At 70.7% G+C, this 25,916-nt stretch carries 34 protein-coding genes and 2 other RNA genes; 24 read left to right on the forward strand and 12 right to left on the reverse strand.

All coding sequences use genetic code 11. From position 1 onward, the window contains the following. The first annotated feature begins 77 nt into the window (after positions 1–77). The 8 genes from GNT64_RS04340 to GNT64_RS04370 all read left to right on the forward strand — a co-directional run bounded on the left by GNT64_RS04340 (position 78) and on the right by GNT64_RS04370 (position 5,238). The gene (locus tag GNT64_RS04340; protein WP_156678397.1) at positions 78–1,145 is read left to right on the forward strand and encodes an aminotransferase class V-fold PLP-dependent enzyme; all 1,068 of its coding nucleotides are present in this window, start codon (positions 78–80) and stop codon (positions 1,143–1,145) included. Continuing rightward, positions 1,142–2,233 (forward strand): cysteine desulfurase family protein, encoded by a 1,092-nt coding sequence (locus GNT64_RS04345; RefSeq protein WP_156678398.1) that lies wholly within the window; start codon positions 1,142–1,144, stop codon positions 2,231–2,233. The genes GNT64_RS04340 and GNT64_RS04345 overlap by 4 nt, the downstream gene beginning before the upstream one ends. Further along, positions 2,230–2,565 (forward strand): 2Fe-2S iron-sulfur cluster-binding protein, encoded by a 336-nt coding sequence (locus GNT64_RS04350; protein ID WP_156678399.1) that lies wholly within the window; start codon positions 2,230–2,232, stop codon positions 2,563–2,565. Before GNT64_RS04345 ends, GNT64_RS04350 begins: the two co-directional genes overlap by 4 nt. 31 nt (positions 2,566–2,596) lie before the next feature. Continuing rightward, positions 2,597–2,690, forward strand: an RNA gene (ffs, locus tag GNT64_RS04355) — signal recognition particle sRNA small type. 45 nt (positions 2,691–2,735) lie between these two features. Continuing rightward, on the forward strand, positions 2,736–2,978 hold the full coding sequence (locus GNT64_RS21505; protein ID WP_197277279.1) for a ribbon-helix-helix domain-containing protein: 243 nt from the start codon (positions 2,736–2,738) through the stop codon (positions 2,976–2,978). Then, a complete protein-coding gene (locus tag GNT64_RS04360; protein ID WP_197277280.1) occupies positions 2,959–3,249 on the forward strand; it encodes a type II toxin-antitoxin system RelE/ParE family toxin in 291 nt (96 codons plus the stop codon). The genes GNT64_RS21505 and GNT64_RS04360 overlap by 20 nt, the downstream gene beginning before the upstream one ends. 43 nt (positions 3,250–3,292) lie before the next feature. Further along, on the forward strand, positions 3,293–4,918 hold the full coding sequence (locus GNT64_RS04365; RefSeq protein WP_231639250.1) for a DNA polymerase III subunit gamma/tau: 1,626 nt from the start codon (positions 3,293–3,295) through the stop codon (positions 4,916–4,918). Continuing rightward, positions 4,915–5,238 (forward strand): YbaB/EbfC family nucleoid-associated protein, encoded by a 324-nt coding sequence (locus GNT64_RS04370; protein ID WP_156678402.1) that lies wholly within the window; start codon positions 4,915–4,917, stop codon positions 5,236–5,238. The genes GNT64_RS04365 and GNT64_RS04370 overlap by 4 nt, the downstream gene beginning before the upstream one ends. 157 nt (positions 5,239–5,395) lie before the next feature. Here the strand turns inward: GNT64_RS04370 and GNT64_RS04375 are convergent, their stop codons facing one another. Both GNT64_RS04375 and GNT64_RS04380 read right to left on the reverse strand, forming a co-directional pair. Next, entirely contained in the window at positions 5,396–6,040 is a 645-nt protein-coding gene (locus tag GNT64_RS04375) for a histidine phosphotransferase family protein (protein ID WP_156678403.1), read from the reverse strand. 80 nt (positions 6,041–6,120) lie between these two features. Further along, positions 6,121–6,519 (reverse strand): M67 family metallopeptidase, encoded by a 399-nt coding sequence (locus tag GNT64_RS04380; protein WP_156678404.1) that lies wholly within the window; start codon positions 6,517–6,519, stop codon positions 6,121–6,123. 24 nt (positions 6,520–6,543) lie between these two features. Here GNT64_RS04380 and GNT64_RS04385 point away from each other — a divergent pair, with 24 nt between their 5' ends. Continuing rightward, entirely contained in the window at positions 6,544–7,500 is a 957-nt protein-coding gene (locus GNT64_RS04385) for an RluA family pseudouridine synthase (RefSeq protein WP_156678405.1), read from the forward strand. 93 nt (positions 7,501–7,593) lie between these two features. Further along, a complete protein-coding gene (gene rpoH / locus GNT64_RS04390) occupies positions 7,594–8,502 on the forward strand; it encodes an RNA polymerase sigma factor RpoH (RefSeq protein ID WP_156678406.1) in 909 nt (302 codons plus the stop codon). 78 nt (positions 8,503–8,580) lie between these two features. On the opposite strand, the gene GNT64_RS04395 is transcribed toward rpoH, so the two are convergent. Next, positions 8,581–9,402: a transporter gene (locus GNT64_RS04395; protein WP_156678407.1), complete on the reverse strand. Its 822-nt coding sequence runs from the start codon at positions 9,400–9,402 to the stop codon at positions 8,581–8,583. 60 nt (positions 9,403–9,462) lie between these two features. Between GNT64_RS04395 and mtgA the strand changes: the two genes are divergently transcribed. The 12 genes from mtgA to GNT64_RS04455 all read left to right on the forward strand — a co-directional run bounded on the left by mtgA (position 9,463) and on the right by GNT64_RS04455 (position 18,990). After that, complete coding sequence (gene mtgA, locus GNT64_RS04400) at positions 9,463–10,170, forward strand: monofunctional biosynthetic peptidoglycan transglycosylase (RefSeq protein ID WP_156678408.1); 708 nt, start codon at positions 9,463–9,465, stop codon at positions 10,168–10,170. A 98-nt stretch (positions 10,171–10,268) separates the two neighbouring features. Further along, positions 10,269–12,605, forward strand: a complete 2,337-nt coding sequence (locus tag GNT64_RS04405) for a chemotaxis protein CheA (RefSeq protein WP_156678409.1) — start codon at positions 10,269–10,271, stop codon at positions 12,603–12,605. After that, complete coding sequence (locus tag GNT64_RS04410; RefSeq protein ID WP_156678410.1) at positions 12,602–13,036, forward strand: chemotaxis protein CheW; 435 nt, start codon at positions 12,602–12,604, stop codon at positions 13,034–13,036. The genes GNT64_RS04405 and GNT64_RS04410 overlap by 4 nt, the downstream gene beginning before the upstream one ends. A gap of 112 nt (positions 13,037–13,148) precedes the next feature. Beyond that, the gene (locus tag GNT64_RS04415; protein WP_156678411.1) at positions 13,149–13,514 is read left to right on the forward strand and encodes a response regulator; all 366 of its coding nucleotides are present in this window, start codon (positions 13,149–13,151) and stop codon (positions 13,512–13,514) included. A 68-nt stretch (positions 13,515–13,582) separates the two neighbouring features. Then, entirely contained in the window at positions 13,583–14,623 is a 1,041-nt protein-coding gene (gene cheB, locus GNT64_RS04420) for a chemotaxis-specific protein-glutamate methyltransferase CheB (RefSeq protein WP_156678412.1), read from the forward strand. Continuing rightward, positions 14,614–15,465 carry a CheR family methyltransferase gene (locus tag GNT64_RS04425; RefSeq protein WP_231639253.1) on the forward strand — a complete coding sequence of 284 codons (852 nt, stop codon included), beginning with the start codon at positions 14,614–14,616 and terminating at the stop codon, positions 15,463–15,465. The genes cheB and GNT64_RS04425 overlap by 10 nt, the downstream gene beginning before the upstream one ends. A gap of 63 nt (positions 15,466–15,528) precedes the next feature. Further along, positions 15,529–16,422, forward strand: a complete 894-nt coding sequence (locus GNT64_RS04430) for a DMT family transporter (RefSeq protein WP_156678413.1) — start codon at positions 15,529–15,531, stop codon at positions 16,420–16,422. Then, complete coding sequence (locus GNT64_RS04435) at positions 16,419–17,129, forward strand: N-acetylmuramoyl-L-alanine amidase (protein ID WP_156678414.1); 711 nt, start codon at positions 16,419–16,421, stop codon at positions 17,127–17,129. Before GNT64_RS04430 ends, GNT64_RS04435 begins: the two co-directional genes overlap by 4 nt. A gap of 8 nt (positions 17,130–17,137) precedes the next feature. After that, an RNA gene (gene rnpB / locus GNT64_RS04440) (RNase P RNA component class A) lies at positions 17,138–17,502 on the forward strand. 54 nt (positions 17,503–17,556) lie between these two features. After that, complete coding sequence (locus GNT64_RS04445) at positions 17,557–18,090, forward strand: J domain-containing protein (protein WP_156678415.1); 534 nt, start codon at positions 17,557–17,559, stop codon at positions 18,088–18,090. Positions 18,091–18,097: 7 nt separating this feature from the next. After that, complete coding sequence (locus GNT64_RS04450) at positions 18,098–18,415, forward strand: hypothetical protein (protein ID WP_156678416.1); 318 nt, start codon at positions 18,098–18,100, stop codon at positions 18,413–18,415. A gap of 263 nt (positions 18,416–18,678) precedes the next feature. Then, positions 18,679–18,990: a hypothetical protein gene (locus GNT64_RS04455; RefSeq protein WP_156678417.1), complete on the forward strand. Its 312-nt coding sequence runs from the start codon at positions 18,679–18,681 to the stop codon at positions 18,988–18,990. A 25-nt stretch (positions 18,991–19,015) separates the two neighbouring features. Here GNT64_RS04455 and GNT64_RS04460 read toward each other — a convergent pair whose 3' ends face one another. The 8 genes from GNT64_RS04460 to GNT64_RS04495 form a co-directional block, all read right to left on the reverse strand. Next, positions 19,016–19,402 carry a SecDF P1 head subdomain-containing protein gene (locus tag GNT64_RS04460; protein ID WP_156678418.1) on the reverse strand — a complete coding sequence of 129 codons (387 nt, stop codon included), beginning with the start codon at positions 19,400–19,402 and terminating at the stop codon, positions 19,016–19,018. Next, a complete protein-coding gene (locus GNT64_RS04465; protein WP_156678419.1) occupies positions 19,402–19,818 on the reverse strand; it encodes a SufE family protein in 417 nt (138 codons plus the stop codon). Before GNT64_RS04465 ends, GNT64_RS04460 begins: the two co-directional genes overlap by 1 nt. An 80-nt stretch (positions 19,819–19,898) precedes the next feature. Next, entirely contained in the window at positions 19,899–20,132 is a 234-nt protein-coding gene (locus GNT64_RS04470; RefSeq protein WP_156678420.1) for a hypothetical protein, read from the reverse strand. A 9-nt stretch (positions 20,133–20,141) separates the two neighbouring features. Next, positions 20,142–20,396 (reverse strand): hypothetical protein, encoded by a 255-nt coding sequence (locus GNT64_RS04475; protein WP_156678421.1) that lies wholly within the window; start codon positions 20,394–20,396, stop codon positions 20,142–20,144. Positions 20,397–20,479: 83 nt separating this feature from the next. Beyond that, entirely contained in the window at positions 20,480–20,863 is a 384-nt protein-coding gene (pspC, locus tag GNT64_RS04480) for an envelope stress response membrane protein PspC (protein ID WP_156678422.1), read from the reverse strand. Between the two features lie 28 nt (positions 20,864–20,891). Next, a complete protein-coding gene (pspB, locus tag GNT64_RS04485) occupies positions 20,892–21,167 on the reverse strand; it encodes an envelope stress response membrane protein PspB (RefSeq protein ID WP_156678423.1) in 276 nt (91 codons plus the stop codon). A 1-nt stretch (position 21,168) separates the two neighbouring features. Next, on the reverse strand, positions 21,169–21,840 hold the full coding sequence (pspA, locus tag GNT64_RS04490; protein WP_156678424.1) for a phage shock protein PspA: 672 nt from the start codon (positions 21,838–21,840) through the stop codon (positions 21,169–21,171). 34 nt (positions 21,841–21,874) lie between these two features. Next, on the reverse strand, positions 21,875–22,396 hold the full coding sequence (locus GNT64_RS04495; RefSeq protein ID WP_156678425.1) for a TonB family protein: 522 nt from the start codon (positions 22,394–22,396) through the stop codon (positions 21,875–21,877). A gap of 182 nt (positions 22,397–22,578) precedes the next feature. On the opposite strand from GNT64_RS04495, the gene pspF reads away from it, so the two are divergent. Beyond that, positions 22,579–23,607 carry a phage shock protein operon transcriptional activator gene (gene pspF / locus GNT64_RS04500; RefSeq protein ID WP_156681421.1) on the forward strand — a complete coding sequence of 343 codons (1,029 nt, stop codon included), beginning with the start codon at positions 22,579–22,581 and terminating at the stop codon, positions 23,605–23,607. Between the two features lie 313 nt (positions 23,608–23,920). Beyond that, positions 23,921–24,547, forward strand: coding sequence for a superoxide dismutase (locus GNT64_RS04505; protein WP_156678426.1), 627 nt, complete (start codon positions 23,921–23,923; stop codon positions 24,545–24,547). A 39-nt stretch (positions 24,548–24,586) separates the two neighbouring features. Here the strand turns inward: GNT64_RS04505 and GNT64_RS04510 are convergent, their stop codons facing one another. Then, positions 24,587–25,855, reverse strand: a complete 1,269-nt coding sequence (locus GNT64_RS04510; protein ID WP_231639255.1) for a polysaccharide biosynthesis/export family protein — start codon at positions 25,853–25,855, stop codon at positions 24,587–24,589. Between the last annotated feature and the right edge of the window lie 61 nt (positions 25,856–25,916).

Raw genomic sequence — 25,916 nt, forward strand, 5'->3', positions numbered from 1 at the left:
GCGTCGCAGAGGATGCGGCGCCGGGCGGCCTATATATAAGGCGATGGCTTTTCCGCAATCATCACCGGAGCGAGGCTGTGGCGACGCGCATCTATCTCGATCATGCCGCCACCACGCCTGTCGCCACGGCGGCGCGCGAGGCGATGGCGGTGGCGCTGGGCAGCTGGGCCAATCCGTCCTCCCCGCACGCGGAAGGGCGCGCCGCGCGCGCGGCGCTGGAGGAGGCGCGCGGGCGCATCGCGGCGGCGCTCGGCTGGGGCGGCACGCTGATCCTCACCAGCGGCGCGACGGAGGCGATCGCGCTGGCGGCGGGCAACGCCAAGGCCGGCGCGCGGCTGGCCTGCGCGGTGGAGCATGATGCCGTGCGCCGCGTCGCCGCGCCGACGATCGCCTGCGACGAGGGCGGACGGATCGACCTAGCGTCGCTGGCGACGGCGCTCTCCGCCGCCGGGCCGGCGCCGCTGGTGATCGCCCAGTCGGTGAACAACGAGACGGGGGTGATCCAGCCGCTGGCGGACGTGGCGGCGGCGGTGCGCGCGGCGGGCGGCCTGCTGCTGGCGGATTGCGCGCAGTCGGCCGGCAAGCTGCCGCTGCCGGAGGCCGACTTCATCGCGATCTCCGCGCACAAGCTGGGCGGGCCGCCGGGGATCGGCGCGCTGCTGGTGCGCGATCCCGCCACCTTGGATGCGATCGGCGGGCAGGAGAAGGGCTATCGACCGGGAACGGAGAATGTGCCCGCCGCGATCGGCTTCGCCGCCGCGCTGGCCGGACGGCGGGCGTGGATGGAGCGGGCGGCCGAGTTCCGCCAGCAGCTCGATCGCACGATCGCCGCCGCCGGCGGCGAGCTGGTGGCGGCAGAGGTGGCGCGGCTGCCGACGATCGCCAGCTACCGGATGCCAGGCGTGCCGGCGGCGGCGCAGCTGATTCAGTTCGACCTGGCCGGCATCGCCGTGTCGGCGGGCTCCGCCTGCTCGTCCGGCAGCGTCAGCCCCAGCCACGTGCTGGCGGCGATGGGGTGGGACGAGGCGCACGCCCGCGAGGTGATCCGCATCAGCTTCGGCCCCGCCACCAGTCGCACCGACGTGTATCGCTGCGGCGAGGTGTGGACGAAGCTGGCGGCGGATGCGAAACGCCGGGCGGCATGATCTACCTCGACTATCAGGCGACGACGCCGCTGGCGCCGGAGGCGCTGGACGCGATGCTGCCGTGGCTGGACGAGAAGTTCGGCAATCCGCACTCGCCCCACCGCATGGGCCGGGAAGCGGCGGCGGCGGTGGAGGTGGCGCGCGAGCGGGTAGCGGCGATGCTGCCGCCGGGCGGGCGCACGGCCTTTACCTCCGGCGCGACGGAGGCCCTCAATTGGGCGATAAAGGGCCTGCCGCCGGGTGGCATCGTGACGATCGCCACCGAGCATGCCGCCGTGCTGGACACGGTGGCGGCGCTCGCCCGGCACGGTCGGCCGGTGACGGTGCTGCCGGTCAACCGCGACGGCATCGTCGATCCGGAAGCCGCAGCCCGCGCCATCGTGCCGGGCACGAGCGCGGTGGTGGCCATGCTGGTGAACAACGAGATCGGCGTCATCGGGCCGGTCGCCGCTCTGGCGGAGCGGGCCCATGCGGCGGGCGCGCTGCTGCTCTGCGATGCGGTGCAGGGTTACGGCCGCGTCGCGATCCCCGAGGCATGCGATCTCGTCGCCATCTCTGCGCACAAGGTTCATGGGCCGAAGGGGATCGGCGCGTTGTGGATCCGCGACGGCGTGACGCTGGAGCCGTTGCTGCACGGAGGCGGACAGGAGGCGGGCGGTCGATCGGGCACGCTGAGCCCGGCTTTGTGTGCCGGCTTCGGCGCCGCGGCATCCGTGGCTGCCGCTCGGATGGAGGTGGATGCCGACCATGTCCTCGCGCTTTTCGGCGAGGCTCATACGATGCTGGGCGGCTGGACGGTGAACGGCGCCCTCGATCATCGCTGGTTCGGCAACCTGAACGTCCGCCGTGCCGGGCTTGATGCCGGGCGGCTCATCTCGGAACTGCGCGGGGTCGCCTTTTCGGCGGGATCGGCATGCGCCAGCGGATCGGGACGGCCGAGCCATGTTCTGCGAGCGCTGGGCCTGAGCGATGCCGAGGCCCGATCGAGCATCCGTCTGGGCTTCGGCCGTTATACGACGCGTGAGGAGCTGACCCAGGCGATCGCGCTCGTCAACGAAGCCGCCGATCGCCAGATGGCGTTCGCATGACGATCGTCCGCTTCGTCTCCGCCGACGGGCGCGACACCAGCGAGGTGGAGGCGGCGAAGGGATCGCGCCTGCTCGACGTGGCGCAGGCGGACGGCCAGCCGCTGGAGGGGACGTGCGAGGGGCAGATGGCCTGCTCCACCTGCCACGTGATCGTGGACGCCGGCGACTTCGCCGCGCTGCCGCCGCCGAGCGAGATGGAGGAGGATCTGCTCGATCTGGCCGCCGGGGTGACGCGTCATTCCCGGCTGGCCTGCCAGATCTGGCTGGAGCCGGGCCTCGCCTCCCTGACGGTGCGGATGCCGGCCACGAGCCGGGACATGCAGGGGCGTTGATAAAGCGCCCGGCTTGCGCCATATGCGCCCGTGGAAGTCGGGCGGACGGTGCCGTCGCCAACTTGGTCAGGTCCGGAAGGAAGCAGCCACAACGATTTCGTACCGGGTCGTTCCGGCTTCCACCGGCCGCTGCGGTTGACAAGGCCGGCCCGCGGCGGCGAGAAAGCGTCATGGAACATGTCGCCATCCCACTCACTGACACGTTGCTCGATCACATGCGCGCGCGCGTAGCGCGTGATGGCTTTCGTGACGCGGGCGAGTATCTCCGCTCGCTTGTGTCACTCGACCTGGATCGCGCGGAGCGGTTGCGCACCGCCATTCAAGAAGGGCTGGATAGCGGGATCAGCAAACGCAGTGTCGACGAAATTTTCGAAGACGCGATGCGACGACACCTTGAAGCTGGTTCTCAGTAATCTCGCGGATGCCGACATCAACGGCATCGCGGAATATAGTCTAAGACAATGGGGTGTTGCTCAAGCGAGACACTATTCTGCGGGGCTGACCGCGTTTCTTGAAGACTTGCGAAACGGGACCGTTACCGGGAGCGTGACGCTCGATACGCCTTCCGAGGTTCGTCGCGGCAAATATCGCTCCCACTTCATCTTCTTCCGGCGATCGGCTACGGATCTGTTGATCGTCCGCGTCCTTCACGAGCGTATGGACCACCTTCGACACCTTCGCTGACAGGCGGATGACGTTCGCCCGACCGGCCGCTACATCTTCTCCCATGTCCGAATCGCCGACCCCCTATCGCGTGCTCGCGCGCAAATATCGTCCGCAGCGTTTTTCCGAGCTGATCGGGCAGGATGCGATGGTGACGACGCTGGGCAACGCCATCCGGCGCGACCGGCTGGCGCATGCCTTCCTGCTCACCGGCGTGCGGGGCGTGGGCAAGACCTCCACCGCACGGCTGATCGCCAAGGCGCTGAACTGCATCGGCGTGGACGGGCTGGGCGGGCCGACGATCGATCCGTGCGGGGTGTGCGAGCCGTGCGTCGCCATCGCCGAGGGGCGGCATATCGACGTGGTGGAGATGGACGCGGCCAGCCACACCGGCGTGGACGACGTGCGCGAGATCATCGAGGCGGTGCGCTACTCGGCCGTGTCGGCGCGGTACAAGGTGTATATCGTCGACGAGGTCCACATGCTCAGCAAGAACGCGTTCAACGCGCTGCTGAAGACGCTGGAGGAGCCGCCGGCGCACGTGAAGTTCCTGTTCGCCACCACCGAGGTGAACAAGGTGCCGGTGACGGTGCTGTCGCGCTGCCAGCGGTTCGACCTGCGGCGCATCCCGGCGGAGACGCTGGCGGCCCACTTCGCCCATGTCGTGGCGGCGGAGGCGGTGGAGGCGGAGCCGGACGCGCTGGCGCTGATCGCGCGGGCGGCGGAAGGGTCCGCGCGCGACGGCCTGTCGATCCTGGATCAGGCGATCGCGCATGGCACGGGTATCGTCACGGCGGCGCAGGTTCGCGACATGCTCGGCCTGTCCGATCGCGGGGCAATACGGGCGCTGTTCGGCGATCTGCTGCGCGGCGAAGCGCGGGCGGTGCTGGCGGGCGTGCGCGCGCAGCACGATCTGGGGGTGGAGCCGGCGGCGCTGCTGCACGGCCTGCTGGAGACCGTCCACGCCGTCACCCGCGCCAAGGTGGGCGGCGGCGAGGATGCGGCGCTCTCGGTGGAGGAGCGCGAGGCGTTCGCCGACTGGGCCAGCCGGCTGGGCTTCGCCACCCTGCACCGGCTGTGGCAGCTGCTGCTGAAGGGGCATGGCGAGGTGCAGTCCGCCGCGCTGCCGATCGAGGCGGCGGAGATGGCGCTGCTGCGCGTCGTCCACGCCAGCACCCTGCCCGATCCGGGCGAGCTGGCGCGGCGCATCGCCGGCGGCGAGGTGGCGGTGGCGGGCGCCGCCGCAGCGCCGGCCCCGGCCGGGGAGGGACAGGCGCCGCTGCTGGGGCTGCCGGCCGATATCGCCGGCGTGGAGGTGCTGCTGACGGCCGGCAGCGAGCATCTGCTGGCCCAGCAGCTGCACGATTACGGCCGCGTCGTGCGTTTCGCCGCGCCCGATGTGGTGATCGCCGCCGACCGTCGCTTCGACGAGGATTTCGCCAAGCGCGCGGCGGCCGTGCTGAGGGCGGCGACGGGCGCGCGCTGGACGATCGCCTTCGCCGAGGCGCCCGACCCGGCCGTGGCGGAGCCGAGCCTGCTGGAGCGGCAGATAGCGGGCAAGCAGGCGCGGGATGCGGCGGTGATGGCGCTGCCGGTGGTGCGCGCCGCCTTCGATGCCTTTCCCGATGCGGTGCTGGAGGGCTATAGCCTGCCGCAGGACATGAACCCCGGGCGGAGCGCGCGCGCATGAAGAATCTCGACGACATCCTGAACATGGCCAAGAACGTGCAGGACGAGCTGACCAAGGCCCAGGCCAACCTCGATGCGATCGAGGTGGAGGGTGTTTCCGGCGGCGGGCTGGTGAAGATCAAGGCGAGCGCCAAGGGCCGCATCATCGCGGTGGCGATCGACGATTCGCTGATGAACCCGTCCGAGAAGCAGATGCTTGAGGACCTGATCGCCGCCGCGCTGAACGATGCGCGCGGCAAGGCCGATGCGGCATCGGGCACGGAGATGGGCAAGATGACGGCGGGCCTGCAACTGCCGCCTGGCTTCAAGCTGCCGTTCTGACGCTTCTCTTACGTTTCCCTTGTGTCGAGCGCAGTCGAGACACGTTTCGCGTAGGTCGCCGGCTCTGGCACCGCGCCGCCGGTCCCTCGACTTCGCTCGGGACAGGGGTGTCTGGGAAGGGACTCGCTGGTAGAAGGCGCCGGCGAGTGGAGCGGCGTCAGAGCGGGGTGCGGCCCGCCATTGGCAGGTTGGCGCCGAACAGCAGCACGCCGGGCTCCGGCTGGTCGACCATCACTTGGCCGCCGGCCTCCGTCACCAGGCTGTGGACCAGCCAGGCGGCGGCGGCGCGCGGGGTGAGGGCGGCGGGTGCCGTCTCGCCCAGCAGGGCCGTGCGCAGCTCCGCATCGATCACCAGCCGCGGTCCCTCGGCACGGACGACGATCTCGCCGCCCTCGGCGCCCACGTCCAGCCGGCCGCCGCGCACCAGCGCGTCGCCGGCGATCAGCGCCAGATTCAGCAGCACCTTGATCGCCGTCTTGGGCAGCGACGCCTCGGCGACCATCCAGCCGACCTGGATGCGGCTCTCCGGCCGGAACAGGCCCTCGATCGCGGCCTTGGCCTCGCGCGTGTCCACCGCCTCGCCGAAGCCGCCGGCGGCGCCGAATGCCAGGCGGAAGAATTTGAGCTTGTTGGCCGATGCGGTGGCGCTTTCGGACAGGAGTTCCAGCACGCGGGCGCGCATGTCGGGATCATGCTCGTCGGCCATCAGCTCGATGCCGTTGTTGAGCGCGCCGACCGGACTCAGCAGATCGTGGCAGAGGCGCGAACACAGCAGGCTGGCGAAATCGACGGCGCTCGTCATCGGGGAAACGTCATCGGGGAAACTACCTCAGGCCGGGATTGGCGCCTTTCTGGAGGCACGGCGCGGCAGTTGCAAGCCGCTCACGCGGTGACGGCGAGCGGCACGGCCGCGAACGCGCCGTGGATCGGCCCGCCGGCTACCGCGCGGAAGGCGGCGGCGTGGCGGCCGGCGACGATCAGCCACAGCCGTCCCGGCTCCGCGGCGGCGGCGTCGCAGGCGGACGGCGCCGCCTCGCCCGAGGGGTGGGAGTGATAGTGGCCGATCAGGCGCGGGCCGCCATCGCGCTCCGCCCGGATCGCGGCGAACAGCGCCTGCGGATCGATCTCGAAGCGGCGGGCGGGTTCGGCCGCCACGTTCGCCGCCGGGCTGGCCGAGCGGATCGCCCGATCGTCGCCGAACAGCAGGCCGCAGACCTCCCGGTCCGGCGCGGCGGCGGCGTAAGCGAGGATCCGTTCCAGCGTGGCGGTTGCAATTTCCATTCCGATCCCCACATCGCGTAGCGAATGGACGCGGGGGTGTCGACTTTTCGGGCGATCGTGCCGGCGGACGCGGCCGGCTGGCGGCTGGACCGGGCGCTGGCCGTCGCCATCCCGACCCTGTCGCGCGAGCGGCTGAAGGGCCTGATCTCCGCCGGCAAGGTGATCGCCGAGGGCGGGCGGGCGCTGCGCGATCCGGCCACCAAGGTGTCCGGCGGCGCGACCTTCGACGTGGAGGTGCCCAAGCCCGCGCCGGCGCACAACGAGGCGCAGGACATACCGCTGACGATCGCGTTTGAGGACGAGCATCTGATCGTGGTGGACAAGCCGGCCGGGCTGGTGGTGCATCCGGCGGCCGGTAATCTGGACGGGACGCTGGTGAACGCGCTGCTGCATCATTGCGGCGGCAGCCTATCCGGCATCGGCGGGGTGGCGCGGCCAGGCATCGTCCACCGCATCGACAAGGATACGTCGGGGCTGATCGTGGCGGCCAAGACGGACCGGGCGCACGAGGGGCTCGCCAGGCAGTTCGCCCTTCACACGATCGATCGCCGCTACAGCGCGATCGTGGCGGGGGTGCCGAACGTCGGCGACGGGCGGATCGAGGCGTCGCTCGCGCGATCGACGGCCAACCGCCAGAAGATGGCGATCGTCGAGGCGGGGCGCGGCAAGCATGCGATTACCCACTGGCGGCTGGTGACGCCGCTGAGGCGTGCCGCGCTGGTGGAGTGCCGGCTGGAGACGGGGCGGACGCATCAGGTGCGCGTGCACATGGCCTCGATCGGCCACCCGCTGCTCGGCGACCCGGCCTACGGGCGGACGCGGCCGGAACATCGCGAGGTGCTGGATCGTTTGGGTTTTCGGCGACAGGCGCTGCATGCGGCGCATCTGGGCTTCGTCCATCCGATCACAAGCGCCACTATGGCGTTCGAAAGTTATATTCCGGCGGACATGCAGACGCTGTTCACCCAGCTTGCAGTATGATCGGCGCAAACGGGCAACGGAAACATCCGCCCCATCATTCAAGTGGATCCATCCCCGGCTTCGCGCCGCGCGTGGATCGAGGGAGCAAGACCAATGGCTGGTGGCAAGAACGTGCCCGCGACGATCCCCGCTCTGGGCGGCGAACAGAGCCTGAACCGCTATCTTTCGGAGATCCGGAAGTTCCCCCTGCTCGCGCCGGAGGAGGAGTATATGCTCGCCAAGCGCTTTCAGGAGCATCAGGATCCGGAGGCGGCGGCCAAGCTCGTCACCTCGCACCTGCGCCTCGTCGCGAAGATCGCGATGGGCTATCGCGGCTACGGTCTGCCCACGTCGGAACTGATCTCCGAGGGTAATATCGGGCTGATGCAGGGCGTGAAGAAGTTCGAGGCCGATCGCGGCTTCCGCCTGGCCACCTATGCGATGTGGTGGATCCGCGCCTCGATCCAGGAATATATCCTGCGGTCTTGGAGCCTCGTGAAGATGGGCACCACGGCGGCGCAGAAGAAGCTGTTCTTCAACCTGCGGCGGATGAAGTCGAAGCTCGACGCGTTCGAGGACGGCGACCTGAAGCCCGAGGATCTGGCGAAGATCGCGACCGACCTGGGCGTTTCGCAGGACGACGTGATCTCGATGAACCGGCGCATGGCGATGGGCGGCGACACCTCGCTGAACGTCGCGATGCGCGAGGATGGCGAGGGCCAGTGGCAGGACTGGCTGGTCGATACGGATCCGCTGCAGGACGAGCGTCTGGCCGAGTCGGAAGAGAAGGACGTGCGCCACGGCATGCTGCTGGAGGCGATGACCGCGCTCAACGATCGCGAGAAGCACATCCTGGCGGAGCGCCGGCTGGCCGAGGATCCGAAGACGCTGGAGGAACTGAGCCAGGTCTACGGCGTCAGCCGCGAGCGGGTGCGCCAGATCGAGGTGCGCGCCTTCGACAAGCTGCAGAAGGCGATGATGCGGATCGCCGGGGAAAAACGGCTGCTGCCATCGCTCGCCTGAGCTTCGGATAAAGGTTGAGGGGCCGGTCCGCCGCAGGGTGGGCCGGCCCTCTTCGTTCGTCCCCGCGTCGGGAAGGTTTCAGAATTTGCGGGTGAGGCCGAAATAGACTTCCACGTCGGCGGCGGCGTGGTTCAGCCTCAGATTGGTGCCGACATCGAGCTGGAACTGCTTGCGCGCCAGCCACGCCGCCGACAGGCCGACCAGCTGCGGCGTCCGGTGTCCGCCCGGGTCGCGATCGCGCAACGCCTGATATTCTAGCGTGGCGGAGACGGCGTCGCTCACCTTGTCGGTCGCGCCGATCACGCCGCTGAAGGCCAGGTGGCGGCCGTTCCCGTCCTCGTCCACGGCGGCGTCGATCTCGGGCGTGAACTGGATCTGGATCGCGTCGCTCACCTCGTAGCTGACCGGCAGCAGGAAGCCGGCGCCCCAATCCCCCGCACCCACCGGCGCGCGGCCGACCGGCACCGTGACGAAGGGCAGGGCGGCGACCGAGAAGCCCGACCCGTCCGGACTGGCGAGGCTCTGCTTCAGCGCCAGCAGCACGTCGCCGGTGCGCGCGCGGCGGCGGACGTCGCCGGTGGCGCGATCCCGTTCGCGCACATGGCCGAAGGCGGTCCAGCCCACCTGTGCCTCCAGCGACCCGGTGAGGCCGTAGCGGGCGAGGACGTCCCCGGCCAGGATCGTGTCGGTGCGCGTGTCGGGCTGGCGATCCAGCGTCCAGTCGCCGAGGCCGAGTTCGATCTGGAGGTGGCCGGCGTCCACCGTGCAGGGGGCGGTGCCGAGGCCGGGCCGCTGGGCGCAGAGATCGCGCAACTCCTGCGCGCCGGCGGCGCCGGCGGGGGCGACGCCGGCGAGAATGGTGAGGACGGCGGCGGTGAGGGGGCGGAGAGCCCGGTTCATGCATGTTCCCCGTTGCGGGCGAAGGGTGACGAACGCCGTTCTGCGGGCTAATCCGCCCGGATGCCAGCCAAACCGCCACGCACCGCCACGCGAACCTACCGCATCGGCTGGTGGATCGGCCGGGCGATCGTGATCTTCGTCGCCGGATCGGTGCTGTGGGTGCTGGCCTACCGCTTCGTGCCGCCGCCGGTGACGATCACGATGCTCGGCGATCTCGCCGGCGGGCGCGGCATCACGAAGGACTGGATGAGCCTTTCCGCGATGGACCCGGCAATGGCGCGGGCGGCGATCGCGGCGGAGGACGGCAATTTCTGTACCCACCACGGCTTCGACTTCACCGCGATCGAGAAGGCGATGCGGCGCAACGCATCCGGCAACCGCATCCGCGGCGGATCGACGATCAGCCAGCAGACGGCGAAGAACGCCTTCCTGTGGCAGGGCCGATCCTGGCTGCGCAAGGGGCTGGAGGTGTGGTTCACCACGCTGATCGAGGCGATGTGGCCCAAGCGGCGGATCATGGAGGTGTATCTGAACATCGCCGAAACCGGGATCGGCACCTATGGCGCCAATGCGGCGGCGATCCGCTACTTCAACCATGACGCCTCGCGCCTCTCGGCCACGGAGGCGGCGCGGATCGCGGCGATCCTGCCGCTGCCCAAGCGGCGCGGCGCGGTGGCGCCGCGCGGCTTCACCCGGCGGTACGGCAATGCCATCGTCCGCCGCGTCGCCATCGTGCGCGGCGGCGGGCTGGATGCCTGCCTGCGCTGATCGGCCGCCGGAAAGGGTTCCTCACCGATCGCGGTGAACGACTTGTTAAAGCCTCCGGTGGCATCGCAGGCGCCGACAGCTTGGCGCGAACGGGTGCGATGGACGATCTTCTCCAGGACTTCATCGGCGAGACGCGCGAGATGCTCGCCGCGATCGCCGGCGAGATCGTCGCGTGGGAGGCCGATCCGTCCGACCGCGCGAAGCTGGACGAGATATTCCGCTTCGTTCACACGGTGAAGGGCAGCTGCGGCTTCCTCGATCTGCCGCGCCTGGCCCGGCTGAGCCACGCCGCCGAGGACGTGCTGGGCGAGCTGCGATCCGGCACGCGTCAGCCGGACGTGGCGCTGGTGAGCGCCGTGCTGGGCATCGTCGACCGCATCGGCGAGCTGGCCGAGGCGATCGAGACGGGGGCCAGCCTGTCCGACGAGGACGACCACCGCCTGATCGCCGCGCTGACCGCTTCGCCGGGGGAGATTGCGGCGGAGACGCCTGCCGTCGCCCACCGCGAGCCGGGCGCGCGCGCCGTATCGCGCACCGTGCGCCTGCCGGTCGAACTGCTCGATCGCATGATGGGCGGCGTCTCGGACATGGTGCTGGCGCGCAACGAGCTGGCCCGCGCGCTGCGCGAGACGGACGCCGACCGGGCGATCGACATGGCGTTCGCCCGTCTTTCCGCCTGCGTGGCGGAGATGCGCGACGCGATCACTCGCACCCGCATGCAGCGCATCGACAATGCCTTCGCCACCCTGCCGCGGCTGGTGCGCGATCTCTCGGCCGAGCTCGGCAAGCCGATGACGATCGACATCGCCGGCGGCGACGTGGAGCTGGATCGCGAGATGATCGAGATGATCCGCGATCCGCTGACCCATATCGTACGCAACGCGATCGACCACGGCATCGAGTCGCCGGAGGCGCGGCGCGCGGCCGGCAAGCCGATCGCCGGGCGACTGGCGGTGACTGCGCGGCAGGCGGGCAACCAGATCCTGATCGAGGTGACGGACGACGGGCGCGGCATCGACGGCGACAAGGTGGCGGCGCGCGCCGTGGCCGCCGGCATCGTTGCCGCCGACGTGGCGCAGCGCCTGTCGTGGGCGCAGAAGGTGGAGCTGGTGTTCGCCCCCGGCCTTTCCACCGCCGACCAGGTGACGACGATCTCCGGCCGTGGCGTGGGCATGGACGTGGTGCGGGCGAATGTGGAGCGGATCGGCGGCGTCGTCGATGTCGAGAGCCGCGCCGGCATCGGTCTGCGCGTATCGATGCGGGTGCCGCTGACCTTGACGATCATCTCCGCCCTGACCGTCGCCGCCGGGCCGCACCGCTTCGCGATCCCACGCGCCGCGATCGACGAGATCGTGCGGGCGTGCGGCGATCATGTGCGGATCGATCGGCTGGGCGGGGCGGAGCTGGCGACGGTGCGCGGGCGGCGGATGCCCCTGGTGCGGCTGGCGGATCTGCTCGGCACCGGCGACGCGCCGGCCGCCGCGCCGATCCTGCTGGTGCTGCGCCCGGCCGGCGGCGCCGTCTACGCGCTGGCGCTGGATGCGGTGCACGACCATGAGGAACTGGTGATCAAGCCGGCCGCGCCGGCAATCATGGCGGCGGGCCTCTATGCCGGCACCACCCTGCCGGACGATGGCCGGCCGATGCTGCTGCTCGATCCCGCGGGCATTGCGGAAGCGGCGGCGGTGCCGCTGCTGGAGATCGCGGCGGAGCCGGCCGAGGCGGCAGAGGTCGCGCCCACCGTGCCGACCCTACTGTTCACCGATCTGGACGGGCGCGCCCGGGCCGTGCGCCTGGCCGTGGTCGAGCGGATCGACGAGGTGCCCGCCGAGGCCATCGTCCACGCCGCCGGGCGCATGCGGCTGGTGCAGGACGGCCGCATCGCCCCGCTGCTCGCCTGCCGCGACGGGATGCCGGCGGGCCGGGTGACGGTGCTGCGGCTGAACGACGGCGCGACGACCTTGGGCTACGCGATCGGCGGCGTCAGCGACATTCGCGACATCCCCTGGTCGCTGGCGCCGGCGGAGCAAGCGGGGCCGATCGCCGGCGTGATGCTGGTGGACGGGCGGCAGACCGAGGTGCTCGATCCCTACTGGCTGTTCGCCGAGGCGGCCCGCGCCGGCGGCCCCGCGCCGGCGGCGACCCGGCCGCTGGCGGTGCTGGGCGACAGCGACGATCCGTGGGTGCGGGACATATTGCGGCCGCTGGTGGAGCAGGCCGGCTATCGCGTCGGCCCGCCCTCGGCGGACGACCGCGCCGATATCCTCATTCACGCCGGGCCGGGCGCCGGGCCGCCGGCGGTGGCGGGGGGCGCCGCGATCCTGCGCCTGCGCACCCATCCCGAACCCGATCCGGCGGCCGACAGCATCTACCGCTACGACAGCGCCGGGCTGATCGCGGCGCTGCGGCGACACGCCGGGGGGATCGGCCGATGACGCTCTATCTGATCGCGACGATCGCCGGGCAGCGCGTCGCGCTCGCCGCCGCGCCGATCGAATCGGCGGTGGAGATCGCCGCGATCACGCCGGTGCCGCGCGCGCCGCCGCACGTCGCCGGGCTGGCGGCGCTGCGCAGCCGCGTGCTGACTATCGTCGACTGCACGTGCAGCCTGGCGCTGGGCCGGCACCCGGCCGAGACACGCGGCCGCGCCGTGATCGTGACGGTGGACGCCCACCAGTACGGCCTGCTGGTGGACGACGTGCTGGACGCCGTGACCATAACGGAGCCGCCCCGGCCAGCGCCGCTCGCCCTCGCGCCCGGCTGGGCGAAGGCCACGGCCGGCGTGGTGGAGCATGACGGCGCGCTGCTGCTGCTGCTGGACCCTGCCCAGCTGGTGGATGGCCCACCCGAACGCGCGGCCGCCTGAGCCGCCGCGCCTGCCACGCGGTCGCGTTAACGCGACGCTTACCCCCTTCGGCTATGCCTTCGGACGGACCAGAGCCGACTGCAACACGGGGGTGTTCGAAGGGCGCCAAGCAATGAAGACCTGTCTCGTCGTCGATGATTCCAAGGTGATCCGGAAGGTCGCGCGGCACATATTGGAAACGCTCCACTTCACGGTGGAGGAGGCGGCGGACGGGCGCGAGGCGCTCACCCGCTGCGAGGCCGCGTCGCCTGACGTCGTGCTGCTCGACTGGAACATGCCGGTGATGAGCGGCATCGAGTTCCTGCGCGCCATGGGCCAGAGCAACCTGCCGCACCGGCCGAAGATCGTGTTCTGCACGACGGAGAACGGCACCGCCCACATCCGCGCCGCGATCGACGCCGGTGCCGACGAATATGTCATGAAGCCGTTCGATCGCGACACGCTGCACAGCAAGCTGATGCTCGTCGGCATGGCGTGACCGGCGCCGCGCCGCGCAGACGTCCGGCCACGCCGGCGGAGACCGCATCCGCCGCGCCGATCCGGCTGATGATCGTGGACGACTCGCTCGTCGCCCGCACGGTCATGAGCCGCATCTTCGCCGGCCGGACGGACTTCACGGTCGTGGCCGCCGCCGCCAACGTGGCGCAGGCGCTGCACCTGCTGGCCGCCACCACCGTCGATATCATCCTGCTCGACGTGCAGATGCCGGGCACGGACGGCCTGTCGGCGCTGCCCGAACTGCTCGCCCGCAGCCGCGGCGCGCGCGTGCTCGTCGTCTCGTCGAGCACCGGCGCGGGGGCGGGTGCGAGCGTGCGCGCGCTGACCCTGGGCGCCGCCGACACGCTGCTGAAGCCCGACACGGTCGATTTCGCCGGCCGCTTCGCCGAGGCGCTGGTGGAGCGGCTGCTGCGCATCGGCCGCGCGCCGCGCTCCGTGGCAGAGGGTGGCGATCCCGTTGCCGAGGCGCCGGCGGGGAGGGCGGCGGCCGCGCCGCTGGAATGCATCGCGATCGGCGCGTCCACCGGCGGGCCGCACGCGCTCTCCACCTTGCTGGCGGCGCTGCCCGCGGCGATGGGTGTGCCGATCCTGGTGACGCAGCATTTGCCGGCGGCGTTCATGCCGCATTTCGCCCAGCAACTCGCGCAGATCTCCGGCCGGCCGGCGCGGGTGGCGGAGGACGGGGATGCTCCCCGCGCCGGTGCGATCCTGCTGGCGCCGGGCGACGGCCACCTGCGCCTGGCCCGTACGGCGGACGGGCTGCGGGTGCGGATCGATCGATCGGCGAGCGCATCGGGTTGCACGCCCTCGGTCGATCCGATGCTGGCCGGGCTGGCGGCGGCGGTGGGGCCGGCGGGGCTGGCGGTGGTGCTGAGCGGCATGGGGCGGGACGGGCTGGCCGGCGCCGGCCTGGTCGCCGCGCAGGGTGGGGAGATCGTGGTGCAGGATGCGGCGACATCGGTGGTGTGGGGCATGCCGGGGGCGATCGCCCGGGCGGGCCTGGCCGCCGCGATGCTGCCCCCGGCGGCGATCGCGCGACGCATCGCCGAGCGCGCCCGGCGGACCGGGGGCGTGCCCGCGTGGAGGTGAGCGCCGGCGCCATGCGGCTGTTCGCCGACCTGCTGCGCGAGCGGACGGGGCAGGATCTCGCGCTCGGCCGCCGCTGGCGGATCGAGACGGCGCTGCGGCCGCTGCTGAAGGCGCTCGGCATCGCCTCGCTCGATCGGCTGGCCGCGATGATCGGCGACGACGAGGCGCTGGCGGTGGCGACGGTGGACGCGCTGCTGAACAACGAGACCTATTTCTTCCGCGATCCCGCCGCCTTCCGCGCGCTGCTGGATGATGCGATCGCCCCGGCGGCGCTGGCGCGCGCGGCAAGCCGGCGGCTGCGCATCTGGTGCGCCGGCTGCTCCACCGGGCAGGAGGTCTATTCGATCGCGATGATGCTGGCGGCGGAGCCTGCGCGCTGGGCCGGCTGGACGATCGAGCTGACCGGCACCGACATCTGCGCCACGGCGATCGCCCAGGCGCGGGAGGGCAGCTATTCCGGCTTCGAGATCCAGCGCGGCCTGCCGGTGCGCGAGATGATGCGCTGGTTCGAGGCCGACGGCGAACGCTGGCGGGCACGGCCGGAGCTGCGCGCGCGGGTGCGTTTCGCGGTGTGCAACCTGCTCGATCCGTGGCCGCTGGCCGGGCGGTTCGATATCGTCCTGTGCCGCAACCTGCTGCTCTATCTGGCGCCGGCCCGTCGGCGGCAGGCCTTCGCCCGGCTGGCTGAACGGCTGTGCCCCGACGGCCGCCTGATGCTGGGCGCGGGCGAGACGGTGCTGGGCCAGACCGCGCTGTTCGCGCCCGACCCGCTGGCGCGCGGGCTCTATCGGCCGCTGGACGCGGCCACCGGCACGGCGCCGCCGGGCAGCGCCGCGGCCTGAACCGCGCCGCCCGCTGCAGCGAGGCGCTTCCACGCCGGCCGATCAGGCTCTAGGGACCGGGGCATGTCCGCCGAGCGACCCGCACCGCTGGCACCCCGCGATCTGATCGTGGCGGCCATCGTGAACCTCGTCTGGGGCCTCAACATCATCGCGGTGAAGATGTCGGTGGAGGCGGTGCCGCCACTGGCGGCGGGCGGCCTGCGGCTGCTGGTGGTGCTGCTCGTCTGCATCTCCTGGCTGCGCGTGGTGCCCGGGCGGATGCGCCTGCTGGTGACGCTGGGCCTGCTCAACGGCGCCCTGTTCCTGATCTTCGTCAACCTCTCCCTCCGGGTGAGCGACAATGTGAGCGCGCTGGCGATCGCCGGGCAGCTGGGCGTGCCCTTCTCGCTGATCCTCGGCGTCGTCTTCCTGAAGGAGCGGATCGCGCTGCCGCGGCTGATCGGCATCGCCATGTCGTTCGGCGGCGTGGTGCTGCTGGTGTTCGATCCGGCGGTGGTGGGGGAGGTGGCCGGGCTGCTGCTCACCACCTTGGGCACGCTCGCCTTCGCGATCGGCTCGCTGCTCCAGCGGCGGCTGGCGGGGGTGCCGGTGCTGACGCTCTACGCGTGGATCGGGCTGATCGGCGCGGCGGTGCTGTTCGCCATGAGCGCGGTGATGGAGCCGGGCGCCATCGCCCGACTGCCCGATCTGCGGCTCGGCGATTTCGGCTGGATCCTGTTCTCGGCATTGGGCTCCACGATGATGGGGCAGGTGGGCATGGCGTGGCTGCTGCAGCGCCACCCGATCGCCACCGTGATGCCGCTGACGCTGGGCTCGCCGGTGATCGCGGTGCTCGCCTCGTCGCTGGCGTTCGGAACCGTCTTGACGCCGCTGATGATCGTGGGCGGTATGATCACCATGACGGGCGTCGCCATCATCACCCTGCGCAGCGCGCGCCCCGCCCGGCCGGTGCCATGAGCGACGGCGAGGCGAACGCGCCGATCGACTGCCCCTCGCCCAATTTCGACGAGCGGGCGCTGCCGGTGAGCATCCTGGTGCTGCATTATACCGGCATGCGCGACGCGGCCGAGGCGATCGGCTGGCTGGCCAACCCCGCATCCAAGGTCTCCTCCCACTATGTCGTGACGGAGGACGGGCAGGTGCTGCGGCTGGTGGCGGAGGACAAGCGGGCCTGGCATGCCGGCCGCTCGCACTGGCGCGGCACCACCGACGTCAATTCGGCGAGTATCGGCATCGAGATCGTCAATCCCGGCCACGAATGGGGCTATCGCCCGTTCCCGGAGGAGCAGATGGCCGCCCTGCTGCCGCTGGCGGCGGCGATCGTCGAGCGCCACGGCATCGCGCCGGCCAACGTCGTCGGCCATTCCGACATCGCGCCCGCGCGCAAGCTGGATCCGGGCGAGCTGTTCGATTGGGAGCGGCTGGCGCGGCATCGGCTGGCGCTGGCGCGGCCGCGCAAGGGGCTGGCCGATCCGCACTGGACGCCCGGCGGCTTCCTCGTCGCGCTCGAACGCTTCGGCTACGACGTGGCGGACGGGCCGGCGGCGGTGCGCGCCTTCCAGCGCCGCTTCCGCCCGGAGACGATCGACGGCATCGCCGATGGCGAATGTCGCGCGATCCTGCTGTCGCTGCTCTTGGATCGGGAGCGCGGAGTCGCTAGATAGCGCCCGTGTCAGAGGGCCGGGCGGCCGCCGGCGTGCAAGCGCGGGAGGAAAGTCCGGGCTCCGAGGAGCAGCGGTGCCGGGTAACGCCCGGCGGGGGCGACCCCAGGGAAAGTGCCACAGAAATCAGACCGCCGCGCTTCGGTGCGGTAAGGGCGAAACGGTGCGGCAAGAGCGCACCGCGGCTCCGGCAACGGAGACGGCACGGCAAACCCCACCGGGAGCAAGACCGAATAGGGACGGCATATGGGCTGGCTCCGCCCCGTCGTCCGGGTTGGTTGCTTGAGGCCGGCGGCGACGCCGGCCCTAGAGGAATGGTCGCCCATCCGCGCGCGAGCGCGGTGGACAGAACCCGGCTTACAGGCCCTCTGACACCTTTTGCCGCGTGGGCGGTTCCAGTTTGTCCGCAATCGATCTAGGGTGGTCGCTTATGGCTCGTTCATCGCGATCGCAGGATTGGGGCTTCCCCCGCTGGCGCGGCTATGGCGCGGCGAGCGCCGCCACGCAGGTGCGGATGTGCGATCGCCACGGGTGCGACCAGCCCGGCGACCGGCCGGCGCCCAAATCGCCCAACAGCCGCGAACGCTGGTATTTCTGCGAGACGCACGCAGGCGAGTACAACCGCAACTGGAACTATTTCGAGGGCCTTTCCGCCGAGGAGGCGGCCGCGCGCGAGGCGAGCGAGCGGCGCGACGCCGGCGGCTTCGCCCAGTCAGCCCACAACAGCTGGGCCGGCCCCGGCGACGGCACCCGCTCCCGCGACGAGATGCGCGCGCTGGATGCGCTGGGGCTGGAGCCGGATGCCGACTTCGAGGCGGTGAAGCTCGCCTGGCGCCGGTTGGCGAAGGCCAGCCACCCCGACGTGAAGCCCGGCGACGCCGAGGCGGCGACCCGCTTCCAGACGGTGCAGGCCGCCTACGAGGTTCTCCGCGCGGCCGAGGAACGCCGGATGGGCCTGGGCTGAGCCCCGCGTGAAGCAGGTTCGCGCGAACTGGCGCACGACGATCCTCGTCTGCCGCAAATGCTCGAAGAAGATCGGCGGCGGCTTCGGGCCGAAGGGCAGGACGTCGCTGGTGAAGGCGCTGCGCCGCGAGGCGCGGCTGGCGAAGGGCCGCAAGGCGGCGGCCGGCATCGTCGAGGTGCCGTGCCTCAAGGTGTGCCCGCGCTACGCGGTGACGGTGGTGGACGGCGCCCACCCCGACGCGTGGCTGGTGGTGGAGGCGGGCACGCCGATCGACGGCGTGGCGGCGCGACTGGGGCTGGTGGCGGACGTGGACCCAGTGGCCTGAGAAGCTGCCGGGCGGTGCTTGTTTCAGCATCCGTCTGGTTCGGCCCGACCTGAAGCGGGCGGCGGACATCGCGTTCGAACATGTCCAGGATGACGATCGCGTGACGAGGGGTGGCCGTCCACATTCTCGGACGTTCCGCGAAGCAGGGCGCCGTGCCGAATCCGCAAGCAACGCGGCCGATGAAACGACATTGTCACTCGCGGATTATAGGCTCGCCGGGCGGGCCGATATGCGTGTCCGCACCCGGCCGGAGGCGGACTGCGATGGCGCATGCGAGCGAGATCGTCCACTGCGACGGACCGGACGCGCCGCACGCGTTCGACATCATCCCGCTCCAGCCGCGCAACGGCACGCTGGATGCGCCCTGCCCGATCTGCAAGGGGCACGGCCAGTGGAACAGCGAGATCGACCTGATCAGCTTCCGCTGCAAGCGCACGATCTGCGATTGTTGCTACGGTTCCGGCTGGGTGGAGACCGGCGACGATCTGGTCGCCCAGATCGATATCGTGCGCGGGCCGGGCGGCGAGGCGATGTGGGTGACGCGCTACATCCCGAAGCGGGTGGCGGAAGGCTGACCTGCGCGTCGGCCGGCGGCCGCGCTCACTGATCCAGCGAGTCGGGCAGCGGATCCTTGCCGGAGATGCGCTTGGCCAGCGCCTCCGCATCGGCCAGCGGCATGTGCACGCTCACCTCGATCACGCCGCCCTCGATCGGCGCATCGACCACCGGCTCCACCAGCACCGCGCCATCCAGCGCCATCGGCAGCGGCTTGCCGACGCGAGTTCGGGTCAACGCCAGCAGCCGGCGCGCGGCCGGCGGCGTGAAGGTGAGCATGATGCCGGCGGTGCCGTCCATGTCCGGCATGGCGCGCGCATCCAGTATGTCGCCCTGGGCGAACCCCTCGCCGGCGATGGTGAGGCCGGCCGGCGCGGCCGCCGTGGCGGGCGCGGCCAGCAGGAGCAGCAGAGCGGCGAGGATGCGGCGCATCACGCCTGATACCGCTCCGCCGTGGCGCGGATCAAGGCGATCATGTTCGGTATGCCCTGCGTGCGGTTGGAGCTGAGCTGGTTCTTCAGATCGAACGGCGCGAGCGCGGCCGCCACGTCCATGCCCGCGATCGCATCCGGCGCGCGATCCTGCACGGCGAGCAGTACGAGGGCGATGATGCCCTTGGTGATCGCGGCGTTCGAATCGGCGAGGAAGTGAAGGCGCCCGTCGGGCAGCCGCGTGGGATAGACCCAGACGGCGGCGGAACAGCCGCGGACCAGCGTCGCATCCGTCTTCAGCGCATCCGGCATCGGTTCCAGCGCGCGACCGAGATCGATCAGCAGGCGGTAGCGGTCGTCGGGCTCGAGCAGATCATATTCGTCGAGCGTGTCGGAGAGTGTGTCGGGGGCGGCCATGCCGCAGCGGATAGAGCAGGTCGCGGGGAATTGGTATCGGCTTGCGCCGCCCGTTTCACGCCCGACCGGCCGCTGCCGCGCTACAGGTCCACCCCGGCGGCGATCGCCTCCAGCTTGCGCACGCGCTCGCGCAGGTCGGCCAGCTCGATGCGGGCGGCGGGGCCGGGGGGCGTGGCGGCGGCGTGGTGGCGGTCAAGCTCGGCGTGGCGCAGCGCCAGCCAGCCGTTCCAGCCCTTCAGCGCTGCGTGGGCCGCGATGGCGAGGCCGATCAGGCCGGCCGCCGCCATGATCATCCAGAATATCGGGTCGATCATGGGAGCCTCCTACTCGCGCGAGCGCAGGGCTTCGATCTGGCGTTCCAGCGAGGCGCTGCCCTCGCCATCGGTGGCGATCCGCTCCAGCACCGCGACCCGCTCCTTCAGCGCGCGCAGCTCCTCGCGCATCCGGTCCGTGTCGGGATCGGCCATGGGCATGGTCTGGTCGCGGCCGCGATGGCGGCGGATACCGTATTTCGCCCGGAAGATGCTGGCGACCGCACTGATGGCGACGATCAGCACGACCATTTCGAACGGGTTCATCAGTCAGATTCCTCTGTCGACCGGATGGGGAGGAAGCGGTGGCCGGCGCTGCGCCTTTTCGACGAACCGCCGACCGGCTTCGATCAGCGCAGCGCCTCGATCTCGCGGGCGAGACGGCTGTTGTGGCTGGTGACGTGCGTCTCGACATCCGCCAGGCGGCGATCGATGTCGCGGAAGCGGGAGCGCACGTCGCGGATCGAGCGGCCCGGCTTGGCGCGCACGCCCTGCCAGAACTTCTGCTCCTCGGGGTCGCTGTCGCGGAACTCGCCGGGCTTGTCGCCGGCGACCCAGCCGGTGACGAAATAGGCGATCACCGTCCACGGGAAGCCGCCGAGCAGGGTGAGCAGCACGGCGCCGACGCGCACCCAGGTGGCGTCGATGCCGGTATAGTCGGCGATGCCGGCGCAGACGCCCATCATCTTGCCGTTGCGCTTGTCGAGGTAGAATTTGGTGCGGCGGGCAGTCATCGGTCGGTCCTTTCCTGTCTGGCGGCGCTCAACGGTCGGTGCCGGTGCGCCATTCGGTGGGGGCGGCGGGGGCGATGCCCAGGCCGGTCGCGAGATGCGGATCGTCGGCGGCGACGATGCGCTCGATCGAGCGCAGGCGATCGTCCAGCCGGCGGGCGGTGTCGTGCAGTTCGTCGAGGAGGTTCTCGTCCTCGATGCTCAGGCCGCCGGCCCGCTTCCACTGGGTGATGTAGTGGAAGACCAGCCACGGCAGCCCGAGAAAGAGCATGCCGCAGATGATGATCGGCAGGAACACATCCTCCATCTCATCCCTCCCGGCCGGCCGCGCGGGCCTTCATCGCGGCGAGCTCCGCATCCACCTTCTCGGAGGCGCGCAGCTCGGCGATCTCCTCCTCCAGGCTCTTGGGCGCGGCGCCCATGCCGGCGGCGTCGGCGCGGCCCTCGGCATAGTCCACCCGCCGCTCCAGGATCTCGAAGCGGGAAAAGGCCTCGTCCACCTTCGGGCCGGCGTACATCTCCCGCATGCGGGTGCGGTTGTTGGCCGAATCGAGCCGCGCGGCCAGGCTGTTCTGGCGGGCGCGGGCCTCGCGCAGCTTGGCCTGCAGCTTGGCGATGTCCGCTTCGGACGCGCGCAGCGATTCGTCGAGAATCTCGATCTGCTCGTTCAGCTCGGCCGCCAAATCGCCCGCCTTCTGCTTCTCGACCAGCGCGGCCTTGGCGAGATCCTCGCGACCCTTGGAGAGCGCCAGTTCGGCCTTCTCGGTCCAGCTCGACTGGACAGTCTCCAGCTTGCCGATCTGGCGGCGCATCTCCTTCTGATCGGCGATGACGCGGGCGGCGGAGGCGCGCACCTCGACCAGCGTCTCCTCCATCTCGAGGATGATCATGCGGATCATCTTGGCCGGATCTTCCGCCTTGTCGAGCAGGTCGGTTACGTTGGCGGCGATGATGTCGCGAGTGCGGGAGAAGATTCCCATCGTTCGATACTCCTGGTTACGCGTGGATTGCGGGTCAGCCGCTCGGCAGCGCCGCCGTCTGGACGGCATCATGCTTCGCGGAAGGGCGGGTGGCGAGGGCCTCGATCGCGGCCTCGTGGCGGGCGGCTTCCTCCGGGGTGGCGGCCAGGCCGAAATAGGCCTGCATCGACACCGTCTGCGGCCGGCCGCGATAGCCTTCCGGCAGCGGCGGATAGGCGATCCGCTCGGCCACGCGGACGACGCTGCGATCGACCGAGGAGACCCCGCTCGACCTGGCGATCCGCGCGCCGGCGAAGCCGCCGTCGCGATCGAACGACACGTCGACGGTGGCGATCAGCTGACTGCGGTGGGCGAAGGCCGACGCCGGCACGGCGAGCTGCGCGTCGAGCTGCCGGCCGACATCGTCCTGCCAGTCGGCCACGGTGAGCGGGGCGTTCGGCAAGGTCGGCGCCGCCGCGCGGGCGGTGCCGACGGCGCCGGCGACGCAGGTGGCCGAGAGGAGCAGGGCGCCGAGCGTGGCGACGGCGACGCGGCGGACATCGGTGATGGCGATCATGGCGATAATCCCTGTGCTTGGCGGTGTAACTCTGGCCCGCCGTGGCGGCGGGATACTCGGAGGTTTGCAGGAGGCGTGCCAACTGCAGAACCGCGCGGAAATCGGCCGTTTCCTCGCGGCGACACGCAGCCCGTCCTCTTTCCGTCTTGCCGAGAGTTGGTGAAATGCGCCAACTTGTCGGTATGGAGCGCGACAGCCAGTTCATCGGTCAATCCGGTGCCTTCCTCGATTCGGTCGAGCGGGCGAGCCGGGCGGCGGCGCTCAACCGCCCGGTGTTGGTGATCGGCGAGCGCGGCACCGGCAAGGAGCTTGTCGCCGAGCGGCTGCACCGGCTGAGCCCGCGCTGGTCCCAGCCGATCGTCACGATGAACTGCGCCGCCCTGCCGGAGACGCTGATCGAGGCCGAGCTGTTCGGCCACGAGGCGGGAGCCTTCACCGGCGCCACGCGGGCGCGACCCGGACGCTTCGAGGAGGCGCACGGCGGCACCCTGTTCCTCGACGAGCTGGCCACGCTCTCCGCCGGCGCGCAGGAGCGGCTGCTGCGCGCGACCGAATATGGCGAGGTGACGCGCATCGGATCGAGCAAGGCGATCCGCGTCGACGTGCGGATCGTGGCGGCCACCAACGAGCATCTGCCCGGCCTGGTGGAGCGCGGCCGCTTCCGCGCCGACCTGCTCGATCGGCTGAGCTTCGAGGTGATCACGCTGCCGCCGCTCCGTGCGCGGGAGGGCGACGTGCCGGTACTGGCGGATCATTTCGGCAGGCGCATGGCGGCGGAGCTCGAATGGGTGCGCTGGCCCGGCTTCTCCGCCGAGGCGGCCGAGACGCTGGCGCGGCACGACTGGCCGGGCAACGTGCGCGAGCTGCGCAACGTGGTGGAGCGCGCGGTCTATCGCTGGGACGATCCCGAGCGGCCGATCGCGCAGATCGAGTTCGATCCGTTCGCCTCGCCGTGGCGGCCGCGCCCGGCGGCCGGCGCCGCGGTGGCCGTGGTGGAGGTGGCACCCGCAGGGGCGGCGCCCGCATTGGCCGCGCCGTCCGACTGCGACGATCTGCGCGCCGCCTGCCACGCCTACGAGCGCGCGCTGCTGGAGGCGGCGCTCGCCCGCTGCCGGTTCAACCAGCGGCAGACGGCGGCGGCGCTGAAGCTGACCTACGACCAGCTGCGCCACGCCCTGCGGCGCCACGATCTGCTGGAACGGGCAGGGTAGGCCGATCGACATTCGGCGAATCAAGTCGGTTCACTTGCATCTTATGCACACCGCTCATCCTGAGGAGCCATTGAGCCTGTCGAAATGGCGTCTCGAAGGACACGGGCCGTCCTTCGAGACGGGTCTTCGCCTCCGCTCAGCCCGTCCTCGGGATGACCGGACATGCAAGAAGCTGGATGTCGATACGGCCCAGGCCGCTCCCCGCCGCCATGGCGAGGGCCTATCGCTAACGTCTCGCAACAAGCGATTTGCGGTCACATTTCGGGGCGAGAGGCGTTACGGCCACGACGTCATTCCTGCCAGGAGAACCGAGATGGCCTTCGAACTGCCACCCCTGCCCTTCGACAAGTCCGCGCTCGAGCCGCACATGTCGGCCGAGACCTTCGACTATCATCATGGCAAGCATCACAAGGCCTATGTCGACAAGACCAACGGCTGGATCGACGAGAAGGGCCTCGCCGGTCTCTCGCTGGTCGAGGTGATCAACAAGGCCAAGCAGACGGGCGACAAGGGCCTGTTCAACAATTCGGCGCAGATCTGGAACCACACCTTCTTCTGGAACTGCCTCGCCCCCGCCGGTCAGAAGCCGGAAGGCAAGCTCGCCTCGCTGATCGAGGAGGGCTACGGCTCCACCGACGAGCTGCTCAAGAAGCTGGCGGCCGAAGCGGTGAACCATTTCGCCAGCGGCTGGGCGTGGCTGGTGCTGGACGAGAGCGGCAAGCTGGACGTCACCTCCTACCACGATGCCGACACGCCGGTGGTGTACGACGTCAAGCCGCTGCTCACGCTCGACGTGTGGGAGCATGCTTACTATATCGACTATCGCAACGCCCGGCCGAAGTTCGCCGAGACGGTGCTCGGCAACATCATCAACTGGGAGTTCGTCGCCCAGAATCTGGACGGCGAGGGCGTGAGCCGCGCCGACCAGCAGCAGGCCTGAACCGGTTCCCCCCTCCCGCGAGCGGGAGGGGGGCCATTGTCAGTTGCGCGAGAGCGCGCGGGCCGTGAGGAACGGCGAGAAGAGCTGGTTGATGATGCCCACCAGCTTGCCCGGCTGGTTCGCCGCGGCATTGGCGATGTAGATCACATCCTTGTCGCGCATCGGGAAACGCTGGGCCAGGAAGTAGCTGGCGGGCTTCATCATATTCAGCCGGTAGATCACCGGCACCTCGCCCGCCGCCACCTTGCTGTCCGGATAGTAGCGGAACAGGAAGACGGCGCTGGCATCCGCCTGATTGTCGTTCGGCCCGCCGATGCGCGCGACCGCCTCCGCCAGCGACAGGCTCGGCTGATCGAACGACACCTGCGAGACCTTGGTGGTGGCACCGAACACGGTGAAGGTGCGCGGCCGGCGGATCACCTCGATCCGGTCGCCGGCCAGCAGCGGAATATCGTCGGTGGTGCCGCTGCGGATGTCGCTCAGCCGCTGCTCCACGACGCGGCCGCCGCGGGTGAAGCGGACGATCGAATCGTCGGACGTGCCGGCCGTGGTGCCGGTGTTGCCCGCGCGCGCGGCAGGCCCGCCGGCGCTGGCGATCGCATCCAGCAGCCGTTCGCGTCCCAGGGTCAGCTCCAGCCGGCCCGGCTTGTTGACGTCGCCGGAGACGTAGACGGTGTTGGCGATATTGTCCCGAACGGACACCACCGCCTGCGGTGCCTGCGACTTGCCGCGCAGGCTCTGCTCGATCATCGTCTGGATCTCGGACGGCGTGCGCCCGGCGACGGGCAGGCGGCCGATATAGGGCAGCTTGATCGTGCCGTCGCGATCGACCGTGATCGCCTCGAACCGCTCACCACGGGCCGAGGGATCGAAGCCGTCGGCACCGCCGCGGGAGGCCCCGCCGCCGGAGAACAGCGTCGCGCCGACCTCGTAGATGCCGATCTGGAGGACGTCGCCCGGGCCGACCGTGTCGTTGTCGCCCTGCGCGGCGAGATCGGCCATGCGCGGCGCGGCGGACTGCACCGCATTGTCATAGCCCCTGAGCTCGCCGAGCACGTTCGCATCGACGTCCACGATGCGAAAGCCGATCGTGTTCTCCTTGCGCGCGAGCACGCGGCCGGCCGTGGGGCCGCTCGACGGCAGGGTGGAGCAGCCGCCCAGCGCGATGGCGACGAGCGATGTCGCGAGGGTGAGGCGGAGCCGGGCGGGGCGCGTGGGGAACATCGGAAGGATCACCTTGATCGAAGCGGCCGGATCGGCGGAGCGGGCGACGCAGCGCGCGGCGCGCCGGGAGCGGGAAAGCATCATCGGCCATCCGCTACCATCGCGGCATGAAAATTCCAGCGGGAACTCGTCGCAAGCGGAACGG

The organism is Sphingomonas profundi (genome assembly GCF_009739515.1).
In the GTDB taxonomy this organism is placed as follows: Bacteria; Pseudomonadota; Alphaproteobacteria; order Sphingomonadales; family Sphingomonadaceae; genus Alterirhizorhabdus; species Alterirhizorhabdus profundi.